Here is a 23,818-nt window from a genome sequence, read left to right on the forward strand (position 1 = left end):
AAATTATAACGAATCCCTTTGTTAAAATATCCAATTTAGCCATGTAAACCGCACATCCGACCAGAATTAAAACGGATTGCTTCCAAATCATGGCAAACATTACCCAACTTCCTTTCAACGCAAAACTTGCGTACACGCTTTTGTGCGTCACACTGCTTTTGGGCCTGGCCTACATTGCGCAGGACATCATCATGCCGATATTGCTGGCGATGCTTTTCGCGATACTTTTGCGACCTGTGTCCCGCTTTTTTTCGCATCGGCTCAAGTTTCCGCATGTTATCGCTACAATGACATCTGTCGTGCTGATGGTCGTGCTCATTCTTGCGATTTTTATCCTGCTTTCCTACCAGATTGCGGACATCGCCAACGATTGGGACAAAATCAAAAGTAATTGCGTTGTTCACCTGAACAATCTTCAGGGTTACCTGCACGAGACTTTCAACCTGAGCATGAACGAGCAAAAGAAAATGCTGAACGATGCCACGAAAGATTCGATTAGCACCGGAAAAGAGCTTGTAGGCAACACTTTGATGTCTTTCAGCGACATGGTTTTGAACCTTATCCTTATTCCCGTATACACGTTTTTATTCCTTTTGTACAGAACGCATTTTCTTCGCTTTCTGGCCAAATTGGTTCCGAATGACAAGCGCGATGTGCTTGAGGATATCTTGGCAAGGGTAAAAGTTTCCGTGCAGAGTTATATCGTCGGACTCATGATCGAGATGGTCTTGGTTTCCGTGCTGACAGCCGGCGGTTACATGATAATAGGTCTTGAATATGCGATTCTGCTGGGAATTCTTGCCGGCCTACTGAATCTCATCCCATATATAGGAATCACGATCGCAGGCGTTTTGGCCGTGGTCGCGTCAATTACTACAAATACAGATTTCTCGCTCGTACTTGGCGTCGTCGTAATAAACGTGGTCGTCCAATTGCTCGACAACAATTTGCTCGTGCCGCTCATCGTGAGTTCGAAGGTCGAGATCAACGCTTTTATTTCCATTGTCGGAATTATTATCGGAGGCGCCATTGGTGGCATTTCAGGGATGTTCCTGGCCATTCCGTTGATCGCGATCCTCAAAGTGATTTTCGATCGGATCAAACCGCTTGAACCTTGGGGCTATCTCTTCGGGGACGATTTGCCCAAGACGTATTCGTGGCACAAGCTGCGGCTTCCGCGGTATGGTTACGATTCCGATACGATGGAAGCGACTGCCGCCATAGATTCGAGCAAAAAACCCAAACCTATTTTCACCGAAACCAACACAAATCAATGAAAGCCGTAAAAAGTTTTAGGAATTATGCCGCCAAGCGATCGGTCGACGTACACGATTCGACGATGGAGCAAGGCGCGTTCATACGAAAGTTCCTGGTAAATGTCTCCGAAGTCTCGCTGTTCCTGGTGCGCGTATTCAAAAATACGTTCTCGAGAGAATTCGAGTTCAAGGAATTTCTCAAGCAGTGTTTCCAGATCGGGAACAAGTCGTTCATGCTCATTTCGGTTACCGGATTGATCATCGGATTGGTGCTGACGATACAGTCGCGTCCGGTCCTGGTCGGATTCGGCGCAGAATCGATGCTTCCGGGAATGGTCGCCGTCTCGCTGATAAGAGAAATGGGTCCGGTTATCACAGCCCTGATCTGCGCAGGTAAAATCGGATCAAGCATGGGAGCCGAATTGGGCTCCATGCGCGTCACCGAACAGATAGACGCCATGGAAGTTTCGTCGACCAATCCCGTCAAATACCTCATCGTTCCCCGCGTTTTAGCCGCCACCTTCATGATTCCGCTTTTGGCGCTTTATGCCGATGCACTCGGTTTTCTGGGAAGTTGGGCTGGTGCTAACATCAAAGGTTCGGTCAGTTTCGTGTTGTTTTTGAACCAGGCGTTCGCATCGGTGAGTTTCTTCGATTTCATTCCGGCGGTCATCAAGTCGTATTTCTTTGGGATCGTCATTGGCCTTGTCGGATGCTATAAAGGCTTCAACGCCGGCCGAGGCACGGAATCAGTCGGGATTGCCGCGAATTCTGCCGTCGTGACAGCATCCTTTTTAGTAATCCTTGTCGACCTCGTGGCCGTACAGATAACCGATTTGTTGAGATGAGCGAGAAAGAAACCAATAGCGAAAATGTAGTCGAGATCAAGGACATGCACATCAGTTTCGGAAAGAACGAAATTCTGAAAGGCCTCGATCTGGACTTGAAAAAACAGGAAAATCTCGTCGTGCTGGGAAAATCGGGAACGGGAAAATCTGTCACTATAAAATGTATCGTCGGACTGCTTCGCCCCGATTCCGGAAGCGTGAAAGTGTTCGGAAACGAAATCACGTCCATGTCGAAAAAGGAATTGGACGAGAATAGGAAAGACATCGGATTTTTGTTCCAGAGCGGCGCGTTGTACGATTCGATGACGGTGCGTGAAAACCTCGAATTTCCGCTGCGACGGATCAAAAAAGAATTGTCCGAAGAAGAAATCGACCAAAAAGTCAAGGAAGCGCTTGACAACGTGAGTTTGCCCGAGGCGATCGACAAAATGCCTTCGGAACTTTCGGGAGGTATGCGAAAACGCGTCGGTTTGGCCAGAACGATCATCGTCGACCCGAAAATCATCCTTTACGACGAGCCCACGACTGGTTTGGATCCGATCACATCTGACGAAATTTCACAGTTGATCCTCGAATTGCAGACCAAACTCAAAACTTCGTCCATCATCATCACGCACGACATCGAATGCGCCAAAACGGTAGCCGACAGAATCGTGATGCTCAAGGACGGAACCGTTTACAAAACCGGAACACTCGAGGAATTTGTCGACGATGACGACGAGTTCGTTTCCTCATTTTTTTATAGCCCTAGCCAACTTCAAAAGAAAAAACAAAAGTCATGAACGAGAAAAGCAACAACTTCAAGGTCCGTCTGGGACTATTCATATCGGTGGGAATCCTTATTTTTTTCCTCGCCATTTTCTTTATCGGAAAACAGAAAAACCTGTTCGATCCGGTTTTCCAACTGTCGACTAATTTCAAGAATGTCAGCGGATTGCAGGTTGGAAATACGGTTCGTTTTTCAGGAATCAACGTCGGAACGGTCGACAATATCGTGATCATGAACGACACGACGGTTCGCGTCGACATGCTGATCAAGAGCGATGTACAGAAATTTATCCGAAAAGATTCTCAGGCCGCGATTGGATCGGAAGGAATCATCGGCGATCGCGTGGTCGTACTTTCGAGCGGAAATCCGAGTCAGCCTACGGTGAAAGAAGGCGCGGTCATCGCCTCATCCGAACCTACGGAAACCGATGCGATCATTGCGAGTTTGTCAGTAACGGCCGACAACGCCGCCGTTGCCACGGGAGAAATCTCGACGATGCTCGAAAACATCAACAAAGGTCAAGGTACGCTTGGCCGCCTGATCCGCGATACGACAATGGCCGACAATATCGACAAAACAATCGTCAACCTCAAGACGAGTACCAAAAAACTCGACCAGAACATGGACGCGGCCAAGGATAATTTCCTGCTTAGAGGTTACTTCAAAAAACAGGAAAAAGCCAAGAAAGAAAAGGCCGAAAAGGAAAAAGAAGCCCGGGAAGAAAGACTCGAAAAGGCCAAGGAAGAAGCCGAAAAACGCAAGAAAGAGGAAGAAAAGCGCAAAAAGGAAGCCGAGAGAAAAGCCGAGAAAGAAGCTAAAAAATAATTTCGGATGCCTGCTTTCGACCATAAATCCGGGAAGTATTTCGAGATCGATTCCGCAAGGATTTACGTCGAGGATATTGGCGATAAGAACAAACGACCGATCGTATTCCTGCACGGTGGCATGGGAACCATCGAGGATTTCAACGCCTTGCTTCCACTACTCGACCCGAATTTCCGCCTGATCGGGATCGACAGTCGCGGACACGGGAAATCGACTATGGGTAATTTCGGGCTCAGTTATAGAATTCTCGAAGAGGATGTTTTGCGGATCATCGACCGGCTCGAGCTCAAACGCCCAATCCTCATCGGTTTTTCCGATGGCGGAATCACGGCCTTGCGAATTGCCTCGAATCCCGATAACAAAATCGACAAACTCGTCGTGATTGGCTCCAGTTGGCACTACAAATATCTTTACAAGACCAAGGAATTACTCGGGAGCGTGACGGCCGAAAGTTGGAAAACCAAGTTTCCGGAGACTTTTGAACTTTACCAAAACCTGAACCCTGAGCCAGATTTCAATGCTTTGACGGCGGCTTCTGTTGCCATGTGGCTGGACGATTCGATTTCCGGGCATCCGAATGAGAATGTCGTCAAGATCGATTGCCCGGTTTTGGTCGTTCGAGGTGATAAGGATCATTTGGTCGATCTTGAATCTACTTTTGGGTTGCTACAACTGTTGAGGAAGGGACATTTTGCCAATGTTCCTTTTGTTGGACATGAGGCTCATACGGAGGATTTTGAGGTTGTTGGTGGGTTTGTTTGTGGGTTTTTGAGGGGTTAGGGCGCGAAGTTTGCAACTTCGCGAGGCGTGTGAACGAGTCTGTGACTCGGAGAACTCAGGCACTTTCTACTCAGGCACTGCCAACTTTATAAAAATCTTACAACACCGCCAACAAGTCCTGTAACGCATTCGAGCGTTTCAAAACGCAACTTTGTAAGAAAGCACAGTATCAACTTTAAAACAAACATCATGAGCACAGGAAAAGTCATTTTAGGAGCAGTTGCAGGTTTGGCAATTGGAACAGCTTTGGGCGTTTTGTTCGCACCAGATAAAGGAACGAACACACGCAAGAAAATCGCCGACAAAGGAAACGGCTATCTGGACGATTTCAAGTCCAAATACAACGGAGCTATAGACTCGATCACGTCAAAACTCGACAACGTGCAACGCAAAGGCGAAAACCTTTACGAAGAAGGACAGGAAATTGCCGACAACATCAGCACCACTGTCTAACCCTTAAAAACACCAAAGATGAAAGAGAAAATACAAATGTTAAAAGACCTGATGGATCGGGCCGAACAATTCGCCAAAACGAATATTCAGCTCTATCGGTTAAAGGCCATCGACAAAGTCACCGACATCTTTTCGTCGGTAGCTTCAGGATTGATCATCATAATCACATTGACTTTTCTCTTGATCATCCTTTCGATAGGAACGGCTTTTTGGCTGGGCGAAGTACTGGGAAAGGTCTATTACGGATTCTTTGCCGTGGCCGGAGCTTATGCATTCCTGGCTATTCTGATGGTACTTTTCAGAAGGTCGATCCTCGAGGTTTTCTTCAACAACTACATCGTCAACCAAATCTTTAAAGAGAAAAAACATGCGCCAAATTAGAAACGACAAAGAGCTTCAGGAAGCGATTCTCGAACTCAAGCATCAAAGACGCTCCGAAGGTTTGGCTTTGCAGACGCAATGGGATCACACGAGAAAAAATCTCAATCCGATAGCGTGGGCGAAAGAAGGCGTTATGGATCTTTTCCGTTCGCCCGACGTAAAATCTGGTGCGTTGAAAGGATTGTTGAGTTTGGCTACAGGATTCGTAACGCGGAAGCTCGTTGTGGGCAATTCGGGTGGAATCGTCCGGAAAGTCGTAGGAACGCTTGCGCAGACCGGCGCTACGAGTTTAGCTTACAAAGGAACTGGAGCCATCCAGGAAAAAGGCGCTTCGTGGTTGTCCAAGACGCTCAAGAAAATGAAAATCGGCAAGTGACGGCCAAATTGAATTCTTCACTAAAAGTCCGGACAGACAAATAACAATAAGGAAATTCCGTTTGTGAATGCTTATTTTTAGTTGTTTCTTCGGATTTCCTATTTTATCAGATATAACTTACGCCAAATGCCGCGCCATCTTTCGAGTTGTGTTTTTTTGCTCGCCATTTTTTGGTGCTCGTCGGCTGTTGGACAAAATACAGATGCGAAGGCCAAGCGCGATTCTGTGATCGTCGTGAAAGATTCGGCGGCAATGTATCGGAAAATAGAAACCTATTCCAAAAAGCGCAAGTGGACGTCATTCATGCACGGACTCATCTTCGAGCCGCTGACGCCAAAGAACATCAAGGCCAGAAAACGCGCGCAGACACGAAGATTCAAGGATTACCAAGGGAAAATCGTCCGGAAAATCGATGTCATCACGCTCGATCCTTTCGGTTATTCCGAATCGGATACGGCGGCCAAACCTCAAAAGTCTGTCGCACAATTGGGAAATCGGCTGCATCTGAAATCAAAACGGCTTACGATCCTGAACCTGATCCTGATCAAAAGAAACCGACCGCTCGATTCGCTTTTGGTCAAGGAATCCGAACGTCTGATCCGGACGCAACGCTATGTGAGACGCGTCCAGATTACTCCCGTTGCGACGCCTTTCAAGGATTCGGTCGATATCGAAATCCGCGAGCTCGATTCCTGGTCCTTGATCCCCGATTTTTCGGCTTCCACTTCGAGAACCAATTACGAACTTACCGAACGCAATTTCCTTGGCCTCGGACACCAGGTGGAACAGCGCTACCAAAGAGATTTGCGAGACGGCGACGATGCTTATGCCGCGAAATACATCATCCCGAACGTGATGAACACTTTTGTTCGGACTACCTTGGTCTATCAACTTGACCTCAGGAACAATTACGTCAAAAGCGTCAACGTCGAACGGCCTTTCTTCTCGCCTTTCGCACGTTGGGCCGGCGGTGTCTTTTTTGACCAAAGATTCCGCACCGACACTTTGCCCAATGCGAACAATGTTTTCGAATGGCAGAATTTCAAGTCGAATGCCACCGATATTTGGGCAGGCCACGCCATCCGGATTTTCAAAGGCGAATCGGAAGACGAACAAACCACGCGTTTGATTACCGCGGCCCGTTACTACAAACTTAATTTCGTCGAATCGCCCACGATCCAGTACGATTCCATCAATTTCTATGCGACCGAACGCAACTACCTAATTGGAATCGGGATCAGTTCGCGCCAGTTTGTCCAGGATCGGTATTTGTTCAATTACGGAATCATCGAGGACGTTCCGGTCGGGAAAGCTTTTGGGATCACGGGCGGCATGCAGAAAAAGCACCAAAGATGGCGCACGTACGTCGGCGCGAGAATTACATCCGGAAAATACTACAATTGGGGATATCTGGCGGCAAATCTGGAATACGGCACCTATTTGAGGAACGAGGAATTCGAACAAAGCGCGCTTTCGCTCCAGTCGAACTATTTTACGCCTTTGTATGAAACCGGAAAGTGGAAATTCCGACAGTTCATAAAAGGAAGCCTTGTCATCGGCAACGATCGCGAACCTTCTTGGGGCGACATGATGACCTTGAAAGGACAACGCGGTATTCAAGGCCTCGACAGCCGAACGCTTTACGGAACCAAAAAATGGTTGGTGACCGCCCAAACCCAATCTTATGCGCCTTGGGACGTTTGGGGTTTCCGTTTCAACCCTTATGTGTCCTACAGTATAGGAATGTTGGGCGACGGACCGAACGGTTTCAGCAAAAGCCGGGCTTATTCGCAAATTGGCGCAGGATTTATCATCAGTAACGACTTTTTGGTTTTCAGTTCGTTCCAGATCTCGTTTTCTTACTTCCCGACGCGACCGGACGATGACGGTGGCGTTTTCAAGACAAATTCCTTCAATACAGAAGATTTCGGTTTAATGGATTTCGAATTGGCCAAACCAAGGACGGTTTTATACGAATGATCGCAATCCTGTAAACCGTTCGAAAAATGGTATAATGCATCTGCGGCAGCTTTATCGGAATTTTATGCCAATAAAACACTTAGCCATGAACCTAAAGAGAATATTCGGGACACTTTTGACCATATTGGGAATTATCGGACTCATTTACGCGGCTTACGTGTTCATGAACACCGAAGGAAAAATGCGCGACATCAAAGCCTTGGCCATTTACGGCGTACTTGGATTGATTTTTTTCGTGTCGGGCATCGGGCTTGTGAAACAGACGAAAGACGCGGCTTGATCTTTTCCGCTTTTGACTTCTAGAGCTCTCGGTTTCCGGGGGCTTTTTTTTTGAGTACCTGAGTTTGAAGCCCTGAGTTTTTTTCCGAGTCACAGACTCGGTCACACACTGCGCGGAGTTGCAAACTCCTTGCTACCCGTAACCGACAACTTGTCGGAAAAACCAAATCCCAAATTCCAACAATCCAAATCCGAAAATCCGAAAACCCAAAACCAAAAACCCAAATCCCAAAAAATGGTTTAACTGTAACCCTCAAACCATAAGATATAACCTTGTGGAAAAACCCTGATAACCGTATAAATCCGCAGTATAACCGTGTAAAAAATCAGGCTTGCATCCGTCGTTACTTTGTAATGTAGAAATCAAGAAATACTTACTGCCATGAAAACGATACTTTACCTTTCACTTAGTTTAATGCTTTTTTCAGCAACCGCAAAAGCACAGGATTCTTATAACACGAATGCCGAAACCGCCAAAGAATTATCGGCTGCGATGGGCAATGACGACCTTTTGAACGTGCGTTATTTTTACTATCCGAACCTTCAGGCTTATTTCGACAGAGAAACTTCCACTTACCTATATACCAGAAACGGAAACGACTGGATCGAAAGCTCAAAATTGCCAAATGCGTTGCGCGGTTATTCGCTCTCGAACAACAAACGAATCCCGTTGACAGATTATACTGGAGACGAACCTTATGAGCTCATCAAAGAACACATCCAAAAATATCCGGCGAACTACACGACAAAAAGATTGCCGAAAGACAAAGAACCACAAACAGAAGGCGTAGCAATGCAATAAGTGTATTGGCAAACTGCAAACTCTTGAAAAACAGGATCCGAAATGGTCCTGTTTTTTTATACCTACAACTGTATAATTTGTAAGACAATTACTTTTGAAATCGATCAATTAATGCATTTCATCGGTTTTTTATGTATTTAATCGATTTAAAGTGTACTTTTATCGACGAAATAAAAAGTGATCTCGTTATGAAGATTTTCAAAACTTTGCTCCTGATTGTTTTGTTCTCGATTTCGGGCGTAGGATTGGCTCAGGAAACGCCGGTGAAGCGAATTCTTCCGGCCGATCCGGAAACCAATTGCCAAATCAGGTATTACTATTATCCGAACCTCGAAGCTTACTTTGACAAGGCCGAAGAGCTATACATTTTTCGCGACAAAGGCGAATGGAAACGCGAAAAGGAAATTCCGAGCGGCTATCGCGGATACGGACTGTACAATAAAGTGAGCATCGCAATCACGGATTTTGACGACGACGACATCACGCCGTTTTTCAATGCCCACAAAAAGAAATATCCCTATGGCTCGTTGAAACGCGCGCGGGCGACTGTTTCAAACCACTAAATTACCAACCCTACTACCAAATAAATATGAAACGAATGGCATTGCTTTGCTGCTTTGCCCTGACCGCCTGTGGCATGGCGCGAACGGCAGAAGCGGCACAAAACTCAAAATCGAATCCGGTCGAACCGGCGAAAAAAGTGACGTCGGTACTTAGGACTGACGGCTACTATTACAGATTCCAAAATCTGGATTCCCACAAAAGTTTCCGAAATGACTTTGATGATTACGCTTCCGCGGACAAACGAGTGTTTTTGCCTCTGGTGCTTTCGCCCGAAGGAAATGCTTTCGCCCAATCAAGCCTTTCGGACGCAAAAGCCCAGGATGCGAAGCCGTGTTTTACATCTGACGGAAGCCAAACCGAAAACTCGCTCAAGAACTTCGAATGTCTGCTAACATCGGAACAGACGAAAAAACAATGGTCGCTTTGGAAAACAGGTGATTTCGAGATTGTCGGAACTTCCATTTCGCTTCGAATGCGTTATTCGGACGACAAAAATCCCGAGTTCGAGGAAAGCGGTTTCGTGCTGAACGACAGCAGTTTTGTATTGAAAACATCGGTGAACCTCAAAAATGGAAGCCGTCAGCCTATCGACAAAAAGTTCTGCTTCCGCCATTTCGACAATATCCCGAATCTCGAGAAAGAATTGCTTGCTCACAAAAAGAAGATCAAGAAAAAGCTAAAATCGGCGGCGCTTGCTTCGAACTGATCTCCGATAATTGGCCGACGGCCTCGAACATTTCGGAACTGTAAATTGCCGATACGCATTAGTGCATTTGTGGCTCAAATCCTTGGAATTCATGCCAATGTCAAAAGGCGATGCACGAGTCTGTGGCTTCACCTTTATTTTGCCACGGATGCACTTATTTTTGCTTCGCTTCCAGAATCCACTGACCAAAAATTCATCGCCACGACCTTAACTTTTTACCTGTTAAAAAATTTCCCCCGAAAAATTTCGGTTCGACAACGCAAAGTGCCTTAATGAACTTAATGTTCTCAATGGTTAAATTCTTGCTTCCGATAAACTCCAAATTTCGCGAAATCCAAATCAGAACAAATAAAAATCCTTAAAATACACTTCGCAACATATTAAAAACCAAATACTTATATATTGATTCGACGCTTTTGGCAGATTGGCACGGTCGTTGGAAAGCCAGACATAACAACAACCTAAATCGTTACGTTATGAAAACTCTCAAAATCTTCGCCCTCGGATTGTTCCTCGCCATGACAACCACATCGTTCGCCCAGGTTTCGGTCAGCGTCAACATCAATGCTCCAGCTCCGGGTTGGATCGCCGCTCCGGTTCCGGCCGCGCGTTTCTATTATCTGCCAGAGATCCAGGTGTATTACGACAGACCAGCGGCCCAGTTCATTTACATGAACAATGGCGGATGGATCCGTTCGAGATCGCTTCCTGTCGCTTATCGCGGATATGACCTTTACCACGGACGCACCGTTTGCCTGGACGATTACCGCGGACACGCTCCATATTCATACTATAAAACCCACCGCGTGAGATATGGCGGCCCGCGTTATGCCGCTCCGGTTCGCACCGTTTACGTCAAGGAAAGACATCACGGTCGTGGTCACGGACGCGGACATTACAAAGAACACAGAGAGCACCGCGGACACGGACGCGGACATCACAGATAAGAACCACATTAACACGAAGGCGCCTTTTGAGCGTCTTTTTTTGTCGCCTTGATTTCGTACTTTTGGAATCTACCAAAAAAAACACACGACGTTTCCATGCCAAACCGTTTATTTTGGGCAATTCTCGTTTGCCTGCTCGCTTTCAACTCCAGTTTTTCCCAACCGCCAAAACCGAATTCGGCCGAGATTTTCGCCGATGTCCAAAAACTCAACTTTTTGGGTTCGGTGCTTTACATCGCGGCGCATCCCGATGATGAAAATACGCGATTGATCTCGTGGTTTGCCAACGAGAAAAAAGCCAGGACAGGTTATCTTTCCCTGACAAGAGGCGACGGCGGACAGAATCTGATAGGACCGGAACTTCGCGAATTGCTTGGTGTGATCCGGACACAGGAATTGATAGAAGCAAGAAAAATCGACGCAGGCGAGCAGTTTTTCTCTCGTGCGAACGATTTCGGCTATTCGAAAAATCCCGAGGAAACGCTCAAAATCTGGAACAAGGACGCGGTTTTGTCAGACGTCGTCTACCTGATCCGGAAATTCCGACCGGACGTCATCATCAACCGTTTCGACCACCGCACGCCGGGAAGCACGCACGGCCATCACACTTCGTCGGCAATGTTGTCTGTCGAAGCTTTCGATTTGGCGGCGAATCCGAAAATTTATCCGAATCAACTCAAACTCGCACAAATCTGGCAACCCAAACGCCTTTACATGAACACATCGTGGTGGTTTTACGGAAGCAAGGAAAAGTTCGACAAGGCCGACAAGACCAACATGACGCAGCTCGAAACGGGTGTCTATTACAAATCTTTGGGCAAATCGAATCAGGAAATCGCGGCGTTGAGTCGAAGCAGCCACAAATCGCAAGGTTTCGGAAACACGGGCGTTCGAGGCGAAGATTCGGAATTTCTTGAGTTTCTGAAAGGCGATCGTCCGAAGCAGAAAACCGATATTTTCGAAGGCATCGACACGTCCTGGAACCGCGTCAAAGGCGGAAAAGCGATTGGGGAAATTTTGGCCAAGGTGGAAAAGGATTTCGATTTCCGCGATCCGTCGAAGAGCATTCCTGATTTGGCCAGCGCGTACGATCTTATCCAAAAACTGGACGACGAGTATTGGAAAAATCTCAAATCCGAAGAAATCAAAAACGTGATTGCCGCTTGCGCCGGATTGTATCTCGAGGCCGTTTCAGCCGATGCCGAAGCAACTCCGAATTCGTCGGTGAAACTCAAGATCGAAGCCATCAACCGCAGCCAGATTCCGATGCAACTCAACAGTATCACGAGTTTTCCGTCGTCGATGAGCACGATGCAAGTCACCGAACTCAAAGCCAACGAAGACAAAACTTTCGACACTGCGCTCGAACTTCCGTCAGATTTGAGCTATACCGAACCGTATTGGTTGTCGCAAAAAGGAACCGTCGGAATGTATCGCGTGGACGATCCGAAACTCATCGGAAACCCTGATATTACCAGACAAGTGAAGGTAACGTTCCACATCGGCATCGGAAACACGACAATCCCGTTCGAGCGAACCGTGGTTTACAAATACAACGATGACGTGAAAGGCGAAGTCTATGAACCTTTTGATATCGTCCCGGCCGTGACGACTTCGATTTTGGACAAAGTCGCGATTTTCGGCGACGGAAAACCCAAGAAAATTTCGGTCAAGGTTACATCTGGCAAGAACAACGTCAGCGGAAATGTGGCTTTGGAAGCTCCGAAAGGCTGGAAAATCAGTCCTGTTTCGAATGCCTTCAACTTGGCCAGAAAAGCCGAATCGACCGTGGTGACTTTCGAGGTCACGCCGTCAGTCAACGCCGAAGAAGTCCGTGTGAAAAGTATCGCGACCGTCGATTCTCAAAAACTCGACAAGGAACGCACCGCAATTTCGTATCCGCACATTTCAAAACAACAAGTCATCAAGGACGCCGAGGCCAAATTCATACGACTCGACATCAAGACCGGAAAGGAAAAAATCGCCTACATCATGGGCGCCGGAGACGAAGTTCCGAACAGTTTGCGCCAAATGGGCTACGATGTCGTGATTCTGTCTCCATCGGAAATCAACGCCGAAAGACTCAAGGATTTCGATGTCGCGATGACGGGAATCCGTGCTTACAATGTCGTGAAAGAACTCGAATTCAAACAGGCGGCTTTGCTCGATTTCGTGAAATCCGGCAAGACGATGATCGTGCAATACAACACTTTGGACGATCTGACTTCAAAGGAAATGGCACCTTTCCCGCTCAAACTTTCACGGGATCGCGTGACCGAGGAAGATTCCGAAGTGCGTTTTCTCGATCCGAAAAGTCCCATTTTGAATTATCCGAACAAAATTACCAAAACCGACTTTGAAGGTTGGACGCAAGAGCGCGGACTTTATTATCCGAACACCTGGGACAAGGCATTTTCGCCCGTGATTTCGTCGAACGACAAAGGAGAAGCTGCGAAAGACGGAGCGATTTTGGTCGCCAAATACGGAAACGGTCACTACATTTACACGGGTTTGAGTTTTTTCCGCGAATTGCCTGAAGGGGTTTCGGGAGCGTTCCGACTCATGGCCAATATGATTTCAATTAATAATTGACAATTAATAATTAATAATGAATAATTGATGATGAAAGATCGCAACGCAAGCAGCTGGAAAAAAAGCTACTCCTGGGTTTTGCTCGCCAATGTGGCCTATATCGTGATTTTTTATTTCCTCATGCAAATTTTTTCGTAGATGCACCAAATAGACTGGATTATCCTTTCGGTTACGCTTTTGTTCATCGTGGTTTACGGCGTTTGGAAAACGCGTGGTTCGAAAAATGTCGAGGAGTATATTTTGGGCGGAAACGAAACGCCTTGGTGGACGGTCGGCCTTTCGGTCATGGCCACGCAAGCCAGTGCGATCACGTTCCTTTCGACTCCGGGTCAGGCTTATGCCGATGGAATGGGTTTCGTGCAGAATTACTTCGGATTGCCAATCGCGATGGTTGTGATTTCGCTGACGTTCATCCCGATTTTCCAGCGTTTGCGCGTGTTTACGGCTTACGAATATCTCGAGCAGCGCTTTGATGTCAAGACGCGTTCGTTGGCTGCGATCATCTTTTTGATCCAGCGCGGACTCGGGACTGGATTCACGATTTATGCGCCGGCGATCATCGTTTCTTCGTTGCTGGGATGGAATCTGACCTTGCTAAACATCATCATCGGAATTCTCGTGATCATCTACACTTTTTCGGGCGGAACCAAGGCCGTGAACGTCACCCAAAAGCAACAGATGTTCATCATCATGCTAGGAATGTTCGCCGCTTTCTTCCTGATAATCTATTACTTGCCGAATGATATGTCAATCTCGAACGCCATGCACATCGCGGGCGCGAACGACAAGATGAACATCGTCGATCTGAGTTTCGACCCGGAGGAAAGATACACGCTTTGGAGCGGGATCGCGGGCGGATTCTTCCTCGCATTGGCCTACTTCGGGACCGATCAGTCGCAGGTTGGCCGTTATCTGTCGGGAAAATCGATACGCGAAAGCCAAATGGGCTTGATCATGAACGGTTTTCTAAAAGTGCCGATGCAGTTTTTCATCCTGTTCACGGGCGTGATGGTTTTCGTGTTTTTCCAGTTCAATCCGGTGCCGCTGAATTTCAACCCGAACAACACCGCTTTGATCGAAAAATCGATTTATGCCAACGAATACCATGCCTTGGAAAAGAAATTGGTCGAGGTTAACAACGAGAAAAAAGAGTTCAACCTGATTTACATAGACCACTTAAACCAAGGGTACGACAATAAAATTTTGAGACGGCAACTTGTGGCTCTATCTAGTCGGGAAAGTGATCTGCGCGAGCAAGGGCGCGAACTCATCAAAAAAGCCGACGCCAAGGCCGAAGCCAACGACAAAGACTACGTTTTCCTGCATTTTATCCTCAATTATCTGCCGCAAGGCCTTGTCGGATTGCTGCTTGCGATGATTCTCTCGGCAGCGATGTCGAGTACGGCTTCAGGTTTGAGCGCACTCGCCTCCTCGACCGCGATCGACATTTACAAAAGGAACGTCAAAGGCATAAAATCGGAGAAACACTATTTGAACGCGACCAAATTTTTTACCGTGGTTTGGGGCTTTATCATCATATTGTTCGCTTGTTTCAGCGCCTTGTCAGAAAACTTGATCCAACTTGTGAATATCGTCGGGTCGATTTTCTATGGAACGGTTTTGGGGATTTTCATCGTCGGATTCTACGTGAAATACGTTCGGGCGAAGGCGATTTTTTACGCGGCCTGTATCACGCAAGTCACGGTTATTGCTGTTTATCTGTCGCAAACGGTCGCTTATTTGTGGCTGAATTTTATTGGCGCTTTGATGGCGGTTATATTGTCCGTGCTTTTTGAGGCGACGGTTTTCCGAGAAAAGCAAATCGCCTAAACCTACAGCGCGATTTTTAACAAAAAGTACATTTTTTCTGTAATGGACGTATTTGCGAAAGTCCGATATTGCCACAGGGAAGGGGCCGGTGTTTATCCCTACGAAAAAAAATTCCACGTTGATTACAGAAAATCTGTAAAATTTGTTAAAGGTTGTCTCGTATCAGACGGAAAAATAACGAACCTAAATCGCGACCTCCAAAAATCGTCCAAAAAGAATGAAAGCGAGCTACCGCACCGATCTTACCATAAACGACTTGCATCGCTGGATTGACAAAAAAGCATCGGAGACAAAAGGATTTCCATTCAAGCGTTTGATTTTCCGAACCTCCAAACGCAAAACGGTTTTCAATTTCGAAAAGAACAACCAAGCGCTCATTCATCATTCCTCCTACAATCGTGGCAAAACTTTAGAGTCATGGAAAGCTGCACATTATAATTCACCGCAATGATGTCGGAATTTGGCTTTTCTGGCTTGCAAGCGTCGGAACCGTAGCCATAATAGTCACAGTCGGCGTTAAGGAAGGCTTCGGCGCCGCGATTCCTCTCATCCCATTATTGATTTTCAACGTTTTCATATTTGGTATCATCGCCTTCATTTCTTCTGTGATACCGGCCAACGATGCCAAAAAAATGGATCGAACGAGAGCTCGGTCTTGAAAGTGAACAAGTGCCCGAGAGACTGCGCAAATAGGTAAGCCTGGCAAAAAAAATCCGGAAAGGTCACCCAATCCGGATCTAAAATTTACGATAACCCAAAATTCAAATCAAAGCAAATTGGAATTTGGAGTTTAAAGTTTTACCCCTTGCTCCACTCCGAAATACTCTCGGTATTCATCTTGACATAATCCTGGTTTTTAGCCGCCTGAGCCGCCGCCAAAGACATTTTTGCCGTTTCGACAGCGCCTTTTTTATCGCCGAGCTTGGCTTGGATCAGCGCTTTCTGGCGCGTCATCCAAAACGGTTTTTCTTTGTCCTTGTTGAGTTCAAGCGCTTTGTTGACATAAGTCAAGGCTTGTTTCAAGTCGCCGTTTGATTGGTAAAGATAGCTTCCGGCAGAGAAATAATCATTGTAAGAAGGACCGTTCAAGGTTTTTTCGATACTTGCCATAGCCGCTTTTGCCGTCGGAACTTCGAACTTTACCGGAATCAACGTTTTTTCCCACATGATCTCCAAAACGCCGAAGTTGTTGTCAAGGTTGTTGATGTCGATCGTGAACGACTCCACAACGCGGTTCATCTGGAAAGGTTTCGCCGATGTTTTCAAGGCCACTTTCGACTCGTCCCAAGTTTCGGGCGTTCCCCAATTGCTGATGTCACTGTAGAAAATCACGTCCCAATTGTCTACTCTCGGCACTGTGTAAAGCGCGTATTTTCCTTTTTTCAACGATTTTCCGTCGATTGTCACATCTTCGCTGAATGTCACGATCGTGTTGGCGTTCGCTCCGGTTCTCCAAACTTTTCCGAATGGCACCAAATCGCCGTAAACCGTGCGTCCCTTAAGGCTCGGGCGCGAATAATCGACTTCGACATCAGTCAGGCCGACAACTTGCGTAATGGTAGCATGCGGGCTCGGAGCAGGCGTTTTCACCTGTGCTTCGATCGTAAAATTGGCAATGAAAACCGCCAGGGCAATGATAATTTTTTTCATTTTGATCGTGGTTTTGTTATGGGTCAAAATTAAGCAAATGGGTTGGTCAATCTGTTAATATTTTTCTAATATCAACCGTAAAACTGTCTAAGGATTTGGCTCGAAACTTAAACACGCCTATCTTTAAATGATGAAGTTATACCAACTCAAAACCGTCCAGAGATTTCCTGTGGGAAGCGAAAAACTGTGGGAATTCATCGCAACTCCCAAAAATTTGGCAGTGATTACGCCCGCTTCGATGGGATTCAAGACCAAGTCCGGAGACGAGCGCGAAATGTTCGCCGGACAAATCATCGACTACACGATCACGCCACTTTTGGGACTCAAAATGGATTGGGTAACCGAAATCACGCACGTCGAAAACGGCAGTTATTTCGTGGACGAACAGCGTTTTGGGCCTTACGCCTTCTGGCATCACAAGCATTTTTTGGTCGATACCGAATTCGGATGCGAAATGACAGACGTCGTGCATTACAAAGTGCCAATGGGTTTTCTGGGACAACTCGTGCATCCTTTTCTGGTGCGTCCTAAACTCGAGCAAATCTTTGAGTTCCGAAGAAAAAAATTGATAGCATTGTTTGGTGCGATCGATTGAAAAATCAGCGAATTTCGGGTCATCGGTCATTTGAAAATCCGAAAATCTCGTAATCCAACAATCCGAAAATCCGAAAATCAAAAAACATGAACATCTTCTGGTTCCGACGCGACCTGCGCCTAAACGACAACTGCGGACTTTTTCACGCCTTGAGCGCCAACGAGGAAACGCTTCCGATTTTTATTTTCGACGAACATATTCTCGAGGATTTGCCAAAAGACGATCATCGCCTCACGTTCATCCACGAACTTTTGGAGCAAATGAATTCGGAACTTAAAAAATACGAGCGCAAACTCGCGGTTTTCCACGGCAATCCTGAAGCGATTTTTAGGAAACTGCTGTCGGAAAACGACATCACGAATGTTTTTGCCAACCACGATTACGAGCCTTACGCGAGAAAACGCGATGCCGAAATTTCAAATTTTCTCAAGGCGAACAACGTTGGGTTTGCAACTTTCAAAGATCAGGTGATTTACGAAAAAAATGAGATCGTCAAGGACAATGGCGAACCTTATGTGGTTTACACGCCGTTTTCAAAGCGTTGGCTCGAGGAATTCAAGAAATGTGAATTGCCGGATTTTGATTCCGAAAAACTGCTGTCGAACATCGCCAGGCACAACCACAAATTTCTCGCTTTGCAAGACATCGGATTCCAAAAATCAAAACTCGAAATTTTCGATTATCATCTGACTCCCAAAATCATCGAGGAATACGAAGATACCCGTAATTTTCCTGCGATTGAAGGCACTTCGAGAATCAGTCCTTACTTGCGGTTCGGCGCGATCAGCATCCGGAAAGTCGTCAAAAAAGCGTCAGAGGAAAAGAACATCACTTTTCTCAAAGAGCTGATCTGGCGCGAATTTTTCATGCAGATTTTGTGGCATTTTCCGCATACGACCACAAAAGCGTTCAAACCGGATTACGACCACATCAAATGGCGGGATTCCGACGGGGATTTTGAGAAATGGTGTCAAGGAAAAACCGGTTATCCGTTGGTAGATGCGGGAATGCGACAACTCAACGAATCGGGTTACATGCACAATCGCGTGCGTTTGGTCGTCTCGAGTTTTCTTTGCAAGCACTTGCTTCTGGACTGGCGTTTGGGCGAGGCTTATTTTGCCGAAAAACTGTTCGATTTCGAGCAGTCGAGCAACGTTGGGAATTGGCAATGGGCCGCCGGAAGTGGCGTTGATGCGGCGCCTTATTTCAGGATTTTCAATCCGTCGGAACAATTGCGCAAGTTCGACAAGGACTTGAAATACGTGCGAAAATGGGTTCCGGAATACGAATCTTTCGATTATCCCGAACCGATGGTCGATCACAAGGAAGCGCGTGAGCGTTGTCTGAAGGTTTATAAGGAAGGCCTGAATCGGTGACATTCAGGGACGCGTCGAAAATTCCTGACAGGGCTTTAATTGTCGAGAAATTTATAATTCGTGCATTGCCTTTGGCCAGTTCGCGTTGCCCGGATCGTGTGCCCAGATAATGTCAGCCGCGAATTTGCGGTAACAATGAAATTCGGCGCAAACTAAACTTTCCTTAACTATCTTAATTGTTAAAAAATCAGCAGTTTCAGAAAAGGCGATCGTTCGTCCTGAAAAAACAAAGCGTCTAAAGCTTCTTACTGATCTTAACGGTTCAGATTAAATGGAGGATGAACTGGAATTTCCCAGGAAAATCAGCTCATTTTCAAATAAGAAGAACAACTGATAAAACTTCCATCAAAAGAAATCCCAACCTCAATTTTACCCTCGGATTCCGTCAAAGAAAAATCCAGTTCACGCGGCAAAACAAGATTTTCAAAAAAAAGTCTGCAAATGATCCGAGTATCGGACACCACGAATTCAAATTTCAGGGCAAAGTCGAAATTATTCCTTATCCGCAGATCTTTGTAACCAAAAACCAAAGTCGCATCGCTTCCCAAAGGCGCAAACCGCGTCTCATCGGTATAAATATCGAGTGAATGATTGTGGCGCTCGACTATTTCCAAACCCGCGATCAGACTCAAGTGATAAACGATTCCAGAAACCTGGCAAATGCCACCGCCGGCCTCGTTTCGCAATTTCCCGTTTACGATAGACCGACTTTTTTTTAGGATTTTTTCGGGGTTTCCGATGACTTTCCAGAATGACAAAATCTCATCCGGAAGTAAAATCACATGCTGGATTTTGTCCGAAACCAAGCGGATGTTGTGCAGTTTGTTGGCTAAAGTCTCCGATGGCTTGATTTCCTGGGACAATTCCAAACGATGCGGAAAATCGAAACCGATGCGTTTTCTCGCGAACTTTCCGGCGTTTCCAGAAGTCACATCGGTAAAGAAAATCAGCAGCCTTTTTACGTGCAATTTCGCTGTTGACAAGGCTCTCATGTTTTTCGGAATTCAAAAATCAGATAAGAACTGAATGCTTTGAAAATGGAATTCGCCAGCCACGAATCGAGTTTCGCGAAAATTGGACGTAAGGTTATCGGAAAACGGTGGATCGGCAAAAACAATATCCCAAAAGTATTTTTGATTTCAAAACCCTCGATCTCACCGAGTTCTTCGGATGTCGAACTGAACGAACCGTGCCAATTTTCGCCTTTATACCCAAATAATTTTCGGCGTTTTCGGGAAGGAATGTCAAAAATGACGCGTCCTTGCGGCTTTAGAATCCGATGGCATTCGGACAGGATCTCCTTCATTTTTGCTTCGTCCAAATGCATGAAAAGGTGGAAGATCGTGACCGCGTCTATTGAATTTTCTGGCAATCCAGTGTTTTCGGCATCGGCAATCCTAACTGTTTTTTCGGGAAATTTCTGTTTGGCGACCGCGATCATTTCGGCACTCGCGTCGATCCCGATTGTGGCGAAGTTCAGAAAACGTCCGCTTCCGCAGGCCAAATCGAGCACGATTTCGTTTGTATTGTCCAGAAGTTTGTGCAGGATTTTTCTTTCCGAGGCGTCGATGAATTTTCCATACGAATTCCCGAATCGGTCGCGATCGTAATCCTTGGCAAGTGCATCGTAATAGGAAATAATCTCGTTTTGGGACACTTTTGAGGCTTTTCCCAAATGTGCGGAAAAAAAGCGTTACCTCAACATTGGATTCTCGCGAACTCGGCCATTACATGAAAAATTGCGGTTATGGGAAGCAAGCTTAAAAACAACGGAAGCAGTTTTCGCGAAAATTTCTCGTGCGAAACCACAACCAAAAACGCGTTTACAGTTCCACCGATAAGAACCGCAGCTTGTGTAGCCATAGCCATAAATTGTAGGAAACCTTGTCCGTCGTTCGGAACAAATTCAACTTCTCCAGAGATTTTACTTTTGGGAAATGCTAAAGTATGTATGCCGTATCTATTTCAAGGCTGGGTAAATATCGTCGTCAGTATTCAAAATTCTGTCTATTCCGTAAGACTTCAATACGTAACTCCCATTCTCTTTTTTGTAATAGAACTTGATGTGTTTTTGTTTCGCAAAGATTCCAGCCTCCTTTATCACTTCTTCGTCAATGAACATCGCATTCTGCTTTTTGAGTTCGTTCAAGCTTTCGGGAAAACCACCATTATGCTGCTTATAGTATTCAAGATCTTTGACAATCTCGTTCAATAAGTAAACGGTAAGCTTTTTCTCAGATTCCCTTACAGCTTGAGAATTAAATAGTAAAGGAATTCCTATCAATACAAAGAGCATAGTGGCTCCAATATTTATGGATCCGATTATTTTTAAGCCCTTTAAGTTCCTTTTTTTACCGTCGTCGACAAGTATGATACCGAGTAGTAAACCTAATATAGGAATTAGACCGAAAAGTCCTACCACGTAATCACTGAGAGTTAGTTTGTTTTTAGATTGACCAATCTGACCGTTCATTCTGTATTCGTTTGATTAATAAGGTTGCACGACACGACATACAACCATCTTACTTACTAAAAATCAATAGTTTAAAAAAAGCGAAGCGCCTAAATGATCTTAATGTTCTAAATCAACTTAATGGTTCAAAACCTTGCAACAAAGCGTTCCAGGCCATCAAGTGACTAAAACTGCCGAATGCGCTCAAAACTTAACTCACCAAAGTTCCCAACGACAAAATCCGCATCAGCCAAATCCTGCGATTTCGAGTTTTCACTCACATATCCGACACAAAACAAACCTGCGCCTTTAGCGGCTTTCACGCCATTTGTACTGTCTTCTATCACGATACATTCAAATTTTTCATCGCCGGACAAACGCCAAGCCTCGACAAAAATTGCCGGATCAGGTTTCGACTTCGGAAAATCTTCGCCGCTTACGATATGCGAAAAATACGGATACAGTGCAAAACGCGTAAAAACCCTATCAATAGTGACCTTAGCCGCCGACGAAGCCAAAATTAGCTGCATCCCGTTCGCGTGCAGATCCTTGATCAGATCCTCGACGCCATCAAGCAGATACAAATCTTCTTTGGTGTCGAAAGCGTTGTTGAAAAGTCCGCGCTTGACCTGGATCAAATCGTAAGTTTCGGTCTCGATGCCAAAAATCGCCTTGAGTTTCTCATAGACGTTCTTGGTCGAATTTCCCGTAAAAGACGAGTAAAGTTCGGGCGTCACCTCGATGTTGAGCTGCTTGAAATGCTCGTGGTAAGCGTAGTGGTGAACGGGTTCGGTGTCGACGATCACGCCGTCCATATCGAAAATCACTGTTTTGATCATCTGCTTTATTTTAAAAATTTGGGCGTTCCGGCGGCAGGCGAATTGCAGTTGCAGCCGCAGAAGCAGCCTGTGGCACCTGAATTTCGGAGCGTCGTTTGGCCTACATTTTTACGTTGGTACTTTCCTGCGTCTGCAATTCTGTGACTGCGACCATAAAAAGCCGCCGTCGGGCTATCCGCTGTATCTTTTGCAAGACCTACAATGTTGAAAAAACCTTACAGGTTGCAAAAGGATGCCGCTGCTATCCCTAACGCATACCTGTTTACCATTCGTTGTTCATCATTCAACGTTCAACATTCGTTGTTCGTTGTTCGTATTCGTTGTTGTTGTTCGTTATTCGTTGTTCGTTGTTCGTTGTTCAACATTCAGATCATATTGAATAACGAATGTTGAATAACGAATATTGAATAACGAATGTTGAATAACGAATGTTGAACGTTGAAGTTCTACACCTTCTTGAGTAAACCGCGAATTGCTGTTTCGGCCGCGTACAATCCAAAAAGCCCGGGCATATAACTGCTCGTACCGTAAAACGACTTCTTGAAATTCTTGCCATCGGTTACTTTCAAACTCTCCACATCCTGGATTTCCGACGAAAAGACCACTTTGATTCCCTTGTCGATCTTGGCTTCGCGCTTCAAACGCCTTTTGATCGCCTTGGCCAGCATGCAGTTTTCCGTCTTGCTTATGTCGGCGACCTTTACTTTCGAAGCCTCGAGTTTACCTCCCGCGCCCATGCTCGAAACCACTTTGATCTTCTGGCGCTTGGCCGAGATGATCAGATTGAGTTTTGGCGTCACGCTGTCGATGCAGTCCAGAACGTAGTCAAAATCTTTGGTAACCAACGAATAAGCGCGTTCGGGCGATAGAAATTCGTTGAGACGCGTGAGTTCGAGTTCGGGATTTATGTCCATCAGCCTCTCGCCTACCACGTCGACTTTGTGCATCCCGACCGTTGAGTGCAAGGCCGGCAGTTGTCGGTTTACGTTGGTGATGTCGACCGTGTCTCCGTCTACTATCGTCATTTTTCCTACGCCAGCTCTCGCGATGAATTCGGCTGCGAACGAGCCCACGCCGCCTAATCCGACCACGAGTACGTTCGAATTCTTGAGTTTTTGTAATCCTTCGGGTTTGAAGAGCAATTCGGCTCTTTCTTGCCATTTAGCCATTTTTATTTCGTTGTTCGTTGTTCGTTGTTCGTTATTCGTTATTCAACACTACCTTCACTTTCAAATATTCCAACTTTCAGACTCAAATTTTTTGAACCATTAAGGTCATTAAGTTCATTTAGGTTTTTCAGTTCAGGATTTAGTATCATCATGTCTTGGCTTCCAAATTCGGACTTTTCCCGAGGTTGTTGGCTATTTAGCTTTCGCAATTCGTTGTTCGTTATTCGTTGTTCGTTGTTCGTTGTTCGTTGTTCGTTGTTCGTTGTTCAACATTTCCTTCACCTTCAAATATTCCAACTTTCAGACTTAAATTTTTAAACCATTAAGGTCGTTAAGTTCATTAAGGTTT

Annotated in this window: 25 protein-coding genes; 18 read left to right on the top strand and 7 right to left on the bottom strand. The window is 45.9% G+C overall.

The window, feature by feature from the left end; translation table 11 throughout:
• Positions 1-89 precede the first annotated feature (89 nt).
• From EOO49_RS11290 to EOO49_RS11365, 16 genes are all read left to right on the top strand, one after another.
• Positions 90-1,277 (top strand): AI-2E family transporter, encoded by a 1,188-nt coding sequence (locus tag EOO49_RS11290; RefSeq protein WP_290845691.1) that lies wholly within the window; start codon positions 90-92, stop codon positions 1,275-1,277.
• Positions 1,274-2,104 (top strand): ABC transporter permease, encoded by an 831-nt coding sequence (locus EOO49_RS11295; protein WP_290845693.1) that lies wholly within the window; start codon positions 1,274-1,276, stop codon positions 2,102-2,104. The genes EOO49_RS11290 and EOO49_RS11295 overlap by 4 nt, the downstream gene beginning before the upstream one ends.
• Positions 2,101-2,886: an ABC transporter ATP-binding protein gene (locus tag EOO49_RS11300; protein WP_290845695.1), complete on the top strand. Its 786-nt coding sequence runs from the start codon at positions 2,101-2,103 to the stop codon at positions 2,884-2,886. The genes EOO49_RS11295 and EOO49_RS11300 overlap by 4 nt, the downstream gene beginning before the upstream one ends.
• Entirely contained in the window at positions 2,883-3,698 is an 816-nt protein-coding gene (locus EOO49_RS11305) for an MlaD family protein (RefSeq protein ID WP_290845697.1), read from the top strand. The genes EOO49_RS11300 and EOO49_RS11305 overlap by 4 nt, the downstream gene beginning before the upstream one ends.
• A gap of 6 nt (positions 3,699-3,704) precedes the next feature.
• A complete protein-coding gene (locus tag EOO49_RS11310) occupies positions 3,705-4,478 on the top strand; it encodes an alpha/beta hydrolase (RefSeq protein ID WP_290845699.1) in 774 nt (257 codons plus the stop codon).
• Between the two features lie 189 nt (positions 4,479-4,667).
• Positions 4,668-4,931 (top strand): YtxH domain-containing protein, encoded by a 264-nt coding sequence (locus EOO49_RS11315; protein ID WP_290845701.1) that lies wholly within the window; start codon positions 4,668-4,670, stop codon positions 4,929-4,931.
• A gap of 18 nt (positions 4,932-4,949) precedes the next feature.
• Positions 4,950-5,312, top strand: coding sequence for a hypothetical protein (locus EOO49_RS11320; RefSeq protein ID WP_290845702.1), 363 nt, complete (start codon positions 4,950-4,952; stop codon positions 5,310-5,312).
• Positions 5,299-5,688 (top strand): hypothetical protein, encoded by a 390-nt coding sequence (locus EOO49_RS11325; RefSeq protein ID WP_290845703.1) that lies wholly within the window; start codon positions 5,299-5,301, stop codon positions 5,686-5,688. Before EOO49_RS11320 ends, EOO49_RS11325 begins: the two co-directional genes overlap by 14 nt.
• A gap of 126 nt (positions 5,689-5,814) precedes the next feature.
• Positions 5,815-7,668, top strand: coding sequence for a hypothetical protein (locus EOO49_RS11330; protein WP_290845705.1), 1,854 nt, complete (start codon positions 5,815-5,817; stop codon positions 7,666-7,668).
• An 85-nt stretch (positions 7,669-7,753) separates the two neighbouring features.
• Entirely contained in the window at positions 7,754-7,948 is a 195-nt protein-coding gene (locus EOO49_RS11335) for a hypothetical protein (protein WP_290845706.1), read from the top strand.
• 381 nt (positions 7,949-8,329) lie between these two features.
• Positions 8,330-8,749, top strand: coding sequence for a hypothetical protein (locus tag EOO49_RS11340; RefSeq protein ID WP_290845707.1), 420 nt, complete (start codon positions 8,330-8,332; stop codon positions 8,747-8,749).
• A gap of 188 nt (positions 8,750-8,937) precedes the next feature.
• The gene (locus EOO49_RS11345; protein WP_290845708.1) at positions 8,938-9,312 is read left to right on the top strand and encodes a hypothetical protein; all 375 of its coding nucleotides are present in this window, start codon (positions 8,938-8,940) and stop codon (positions 9,310-9,312) included.
• Positions 9,313-9,338: 26 nt separating this feature from the next.
• Entirely contained in the window at positions 9,339-10,019 is a 681-nt protein-coding gene (locus EOO49_RS11350; RefSeq protein ID WP_290845709.1) for a hypothetical protein, read from the top strand.
• A 476-nt stretch (positions 10,020-10,495) separates the two neighbouring features.
• Positions 10,496-10,966 (top strand): hypothetical protein, encoded by a 471-nt coding sequence (locus EOO49_RS11355; protein ID WP_290845711.1) that lies wholly within the window; start codon positions 10,496-10,498, stop codon positions 10,964-10,966.
• A gap of 96 nt (positions 10,967-11,062) precedes the next feature.
• The gene (locus tag EOO49_RS11360; RefSeq protein WP_290845713.1) at positions 11,063-13,558 is read left to right on the top strand and encodes a PIG-L family deacetylase; all 2,496 of its coding nucleotides are present in this window, start codon (positions 11,063-11,065) and stop codon (positions 13,556-13,558) included.
• Positions 13,559-13,696: 138 nt separating this feature from the next.
• A complete protein-coding gene (locus EOO49_RS11365; RefSeq protein ID WP_290845714.1) occupies positions 13,697-15,388 on the top strand; it encodes a sodium:solute symporter in 1,692 nt (563 codons plus the stop codon).
• A gap of 798 nt (positions 15,389-16,186) precedes the next feature.
• On the opposite strand, the gene EOO49_RS11370 is transcribed toward EOO49_RS11365, so the two are convergent.
• Positions 16,187-17,038 (bottom strand): DUF2911 domain-containing protein, encoded by an 852-nt coding sequence (locus EOO49_RS11370; protein WP_290845715.1) that lies wholly within the window; start codon positions 17,036-17,038, stop codon positions 16,187-16,189.
• A gap of 130 nt (positions 17,039-17,168) precedes the next feature.
• Here EOO49_RS11370 and EOO49_RS11375 point away from each other — a divergent pair, with 130 nt between their 5' ends.
• Both EOO49_RS11375 and EOO49_RS11380 read left to right on the top strand, forming a co-directional pair.
• Positions 17,169-17,633: an SRPBCC family protein gene (locus EOO49_RS11375; RefSeq protein ID WP_290845860.1), complete on the top strand. Its 465-nt coding sequence runs from the start codon at positions 17,169-17,171 to the stop codon at positions 17,631-17,633.
• 86 nt (positions 17,634-17,719) lie between these two features.
• Positions 17,720-19,009 (top strand): deoxyribodipyrimidine photo-lyase, encoded by a 1,290-nt coding sequence (locus EOO49_RS11380; RefSeq protein ID WP_290845716.1) that lies wholly within the window; start codon positions 17,720-17,722, stop codon positions 19,007-19,009.
• A gap of 302 nt (positions 19,010-19,311) precedes the next feature.
• Here the strand turns inward: EOO49_RS11380 and EOO49_RS11385 are convergent, their stop codons facing one another.
• The 6 genes from EOO49_RS11385 to EOO49_RS11410 all read right to left on the bottom strand — a co-directional run bounded on the left by EOO49_RS11385 (position 19,312) and on the right by EOO49_RS11410 (position 23,469).
• Positions 19,312-20,001, bottom strand: a complete 690-nt coding sequence (locus EOO49_RS11385) for a VanW family protein (protein WP_290845718.1) — start codon at positions 19,999-20,001, stop codon at positions 19,312-19,314.
• Positions 19,998-20,684, bottom strand: a complete 687-nt coding sequence (locus tag EOO49_RS11390) for a class I SAM-dependent methyltransferase (protein ID WP_290845719.1) — start codon at positions 20,682-20,684, stop codon at positions 19,998-20,000. The genes EOO49_RS11385 and EOO49_RS11390 overlap by 4 nt, the downstream gene beginning before the upstream one ends.
• A 23-nt stretch (positions 20,685-20,707) precedes the next feature.
• Positions 20,708-20,872, bottom strand: a complete 165-nt coding sequence (locus tag EOO49_RS11395; RefSeq protein WP_290845721.1) for a hypothetical protein — start codon at positions 20,870-20,872, stop codon at positions 20,708-20,710.
• Positions 20,873-20,969: 97 nt separating this feature from the next.
• Positions 20,970-21,482: a hypothetical protein gene (locus tag EOO49_RS11400; RefSeq protein WP_290845722.1), complete on the bottom strand. Its 513-nt coding sequence runs from the start codon at positions 21,480-21,482 to the stop codon at positions 20,970-20,972.
• 164 nt (positions 21,483-21,646) lie between these two features.
• Positions 21,647-22,300 (bottom strand): HAD family phosphatase, encoded by a 654-nt coding sequence (locus tag EOO49_RS11405; protein WP_290845723.1) that lies wholly within the window; start codon positions 22,298-22,300, stop codon positions 21,647-21,649.
• Between the two features lie 446 nt (positions 22,301-22,746).
• Entirely contained in the window at positions 22,747-23,469 is a 723-nt protein-coding gene (locus EOO49_RS11410; RefSeq protein WP_290845725.1) for a tRNA threonylcarbamoyladenosine dehydratase, read from the bottom strand.
• Positions 23,470-23,818: the final 349 nt, after the last annotated feature.

It is taken from the genome of Flavobacterium sp., assembly GCF_004295795.1.
In the GTDB taxonomy this organism is placed as follows: Bacteria; Bacteroidota; Bacteroidia; order Flavobacteriales; family Flavobacteriaceae; genus Flavobacterium.

Coding starts and splice junctions, on each gene's coding strand:
- EOO49_RS11290 (WP_290845691.1), top strand. CDS start 90: ATGGCAAACATTACCCAACTTCCTTTCAACGCAAAACTTGCGTACACG.
- EOO49_RS11295 (WP_290845693.1), top strand. CDS start 1,274: ATGAAAGCCGTAAAAAGTTTTAGGAATTATGCCGCCAAGCGATCGGTC.
- EOO49_RS11300 (WP_290845695.1), top strand. CDS start 2,101: ATGAGCGAGAAAGAAACCAATAGCGAAAATGTAGTCGAGATCAAGGAC.
- EOO49_RS11305 (WP_290845697.1), top strand. CDS start 2,883: ATGAACGAGAAAAGCAACAACTTCAAGGTCCGTCTGGGACTATTCATA.
- EOO49_RS11310 (WP_290845699.1), top strand. CDS start 3,705: ATGCCTGCTTTCGACCATAAATCCGGGAAGTATTTCGAGATCGATTCC.
- EOO49_RS11315 (WP_290845701.1), top strand. CDS start 4,668: ATGAGCACAGGAAAAGTCATTTTAGGAGCAGTTGCAGGTTTGGCAATT.
- EOO49_RS11320 (WP_290845702.1), top strand. CDS start 4,950: ATGAAAGAGAAAATACAAATGTTAAAAGACCTGATGGATCGGGCCGAA.
- EOO49_RS11325 (WP_290845703.1), top strand. CDS start 5,299: ATGCGCCAAATTAGAAACGACAAAGAGCTTCAGGAAGCGATTCTCGAA.
- EOO49_RS11330 (WP_290845705.1), top strand. CDS start 5,815: ATGCCGCGCCATCTTTCGAGTTGTGTTTTTTTGCTCGCCATTTTTTGG.
- EOO49_RS11335 (WP_290845706.1), top strand. CDS start 7,754: ATGAACCTAAAGAGAATATTCGGGACACTTTTGACCATATTGGGAATT.
- EOO49_RS11340 (WP_290845707.1), top strand. CDS start 8,330: ATGAAAACGATACTTTACCTTTCACTTAGTTTAATGCTTTTTTCAGCA.
- EOO49_RS11345 (WP_290845708.1), top strand. CDS start 8,938: ATGAAGATTTTCAAAACTTTGCTCCTGATTGTTTTGTTCTCGATTTCG.
- EOO49_RS11350 (WP_290845709.1), top strand. CDS start 9,339: ATGAAACGAATGGCATTGCTTTGCTGCTTTGCCCTGACCGCCTGTGGC.
- EOO49_RS11355 (WP_290845711.1), top strand. CDS start 10,496: ATGAAAACTCTCAAAATCTTCGCCCTCGGATTGTTCCTCGCCATGACA.
- EOO49_RS11360 (WP_290845713.1), top strand. CDS start 11,063: ATGCCAAACCGTTTATTTTGGGCAATTCTCGTTTGCCTGCTCGCTTTC.
- EOO49_RS11365 (WP_290845714.1), top strand. CDS start 13,697: ATGCACCAAATAGACTGGATTATCCTTTCGGTTACGCTTTTGTTCATC.
- EOO49_RS11370 (WP_290845715.1), bottom strand. CDS start 17,038: ATGAAAAAAATTATCATTGCCCTGGCGGTTTTCATTGCCAATTTTACG.
- EOO49_RS11375 (WP_290845860.1), top strand. CDS start 17,169: ATGAAGTTATACCAACTCAAAACCGTCCAGAGATTTCCTGTGGGAAGC.
- EOO49_RS11380 (WP_290845716.1), top strand. CDS start 17,720: ATGAACATCTTCTGGTTCCGACGCGACCTGCGCCTAAACGACAACTGC.
- EOO49_RS11385 (WP_290845718.1), bottom strand. CDS start 20,001: ATGAGAGCCTTGTCAACAGCGAAATTGCACGTAAAAAGGCTGCTGATT.
- EOO49_RS11395 (WP_290845721.1), bottom strand. CDS start 20,872: ATGGCTACACAAGCTGCGGTTCTTATCGGTGGAACTGTAAACGCGTTT.
- EOO49_RS11400 (WP_290845722.1), bottom strand. CDS start 21,482: ATGAACGGTCAGATTGGTCAATCTAAAAACAAACTAACTCTCAGTGAT.
- EOO49_RS11405 (WP_290845723.1), bottom strand. CDS start 22,300: ATGATCAAAACAGTGATTTTCGATATGGACGGCGTGATCGTCGACACC.
- EOO49_RS11410 (WP_290845725.1), bottom strand. CDS start 23,469: ATGGCTAAATGGCAAGAAAGAGCCGAATTGCTCTTCAAACCCGAAGGA.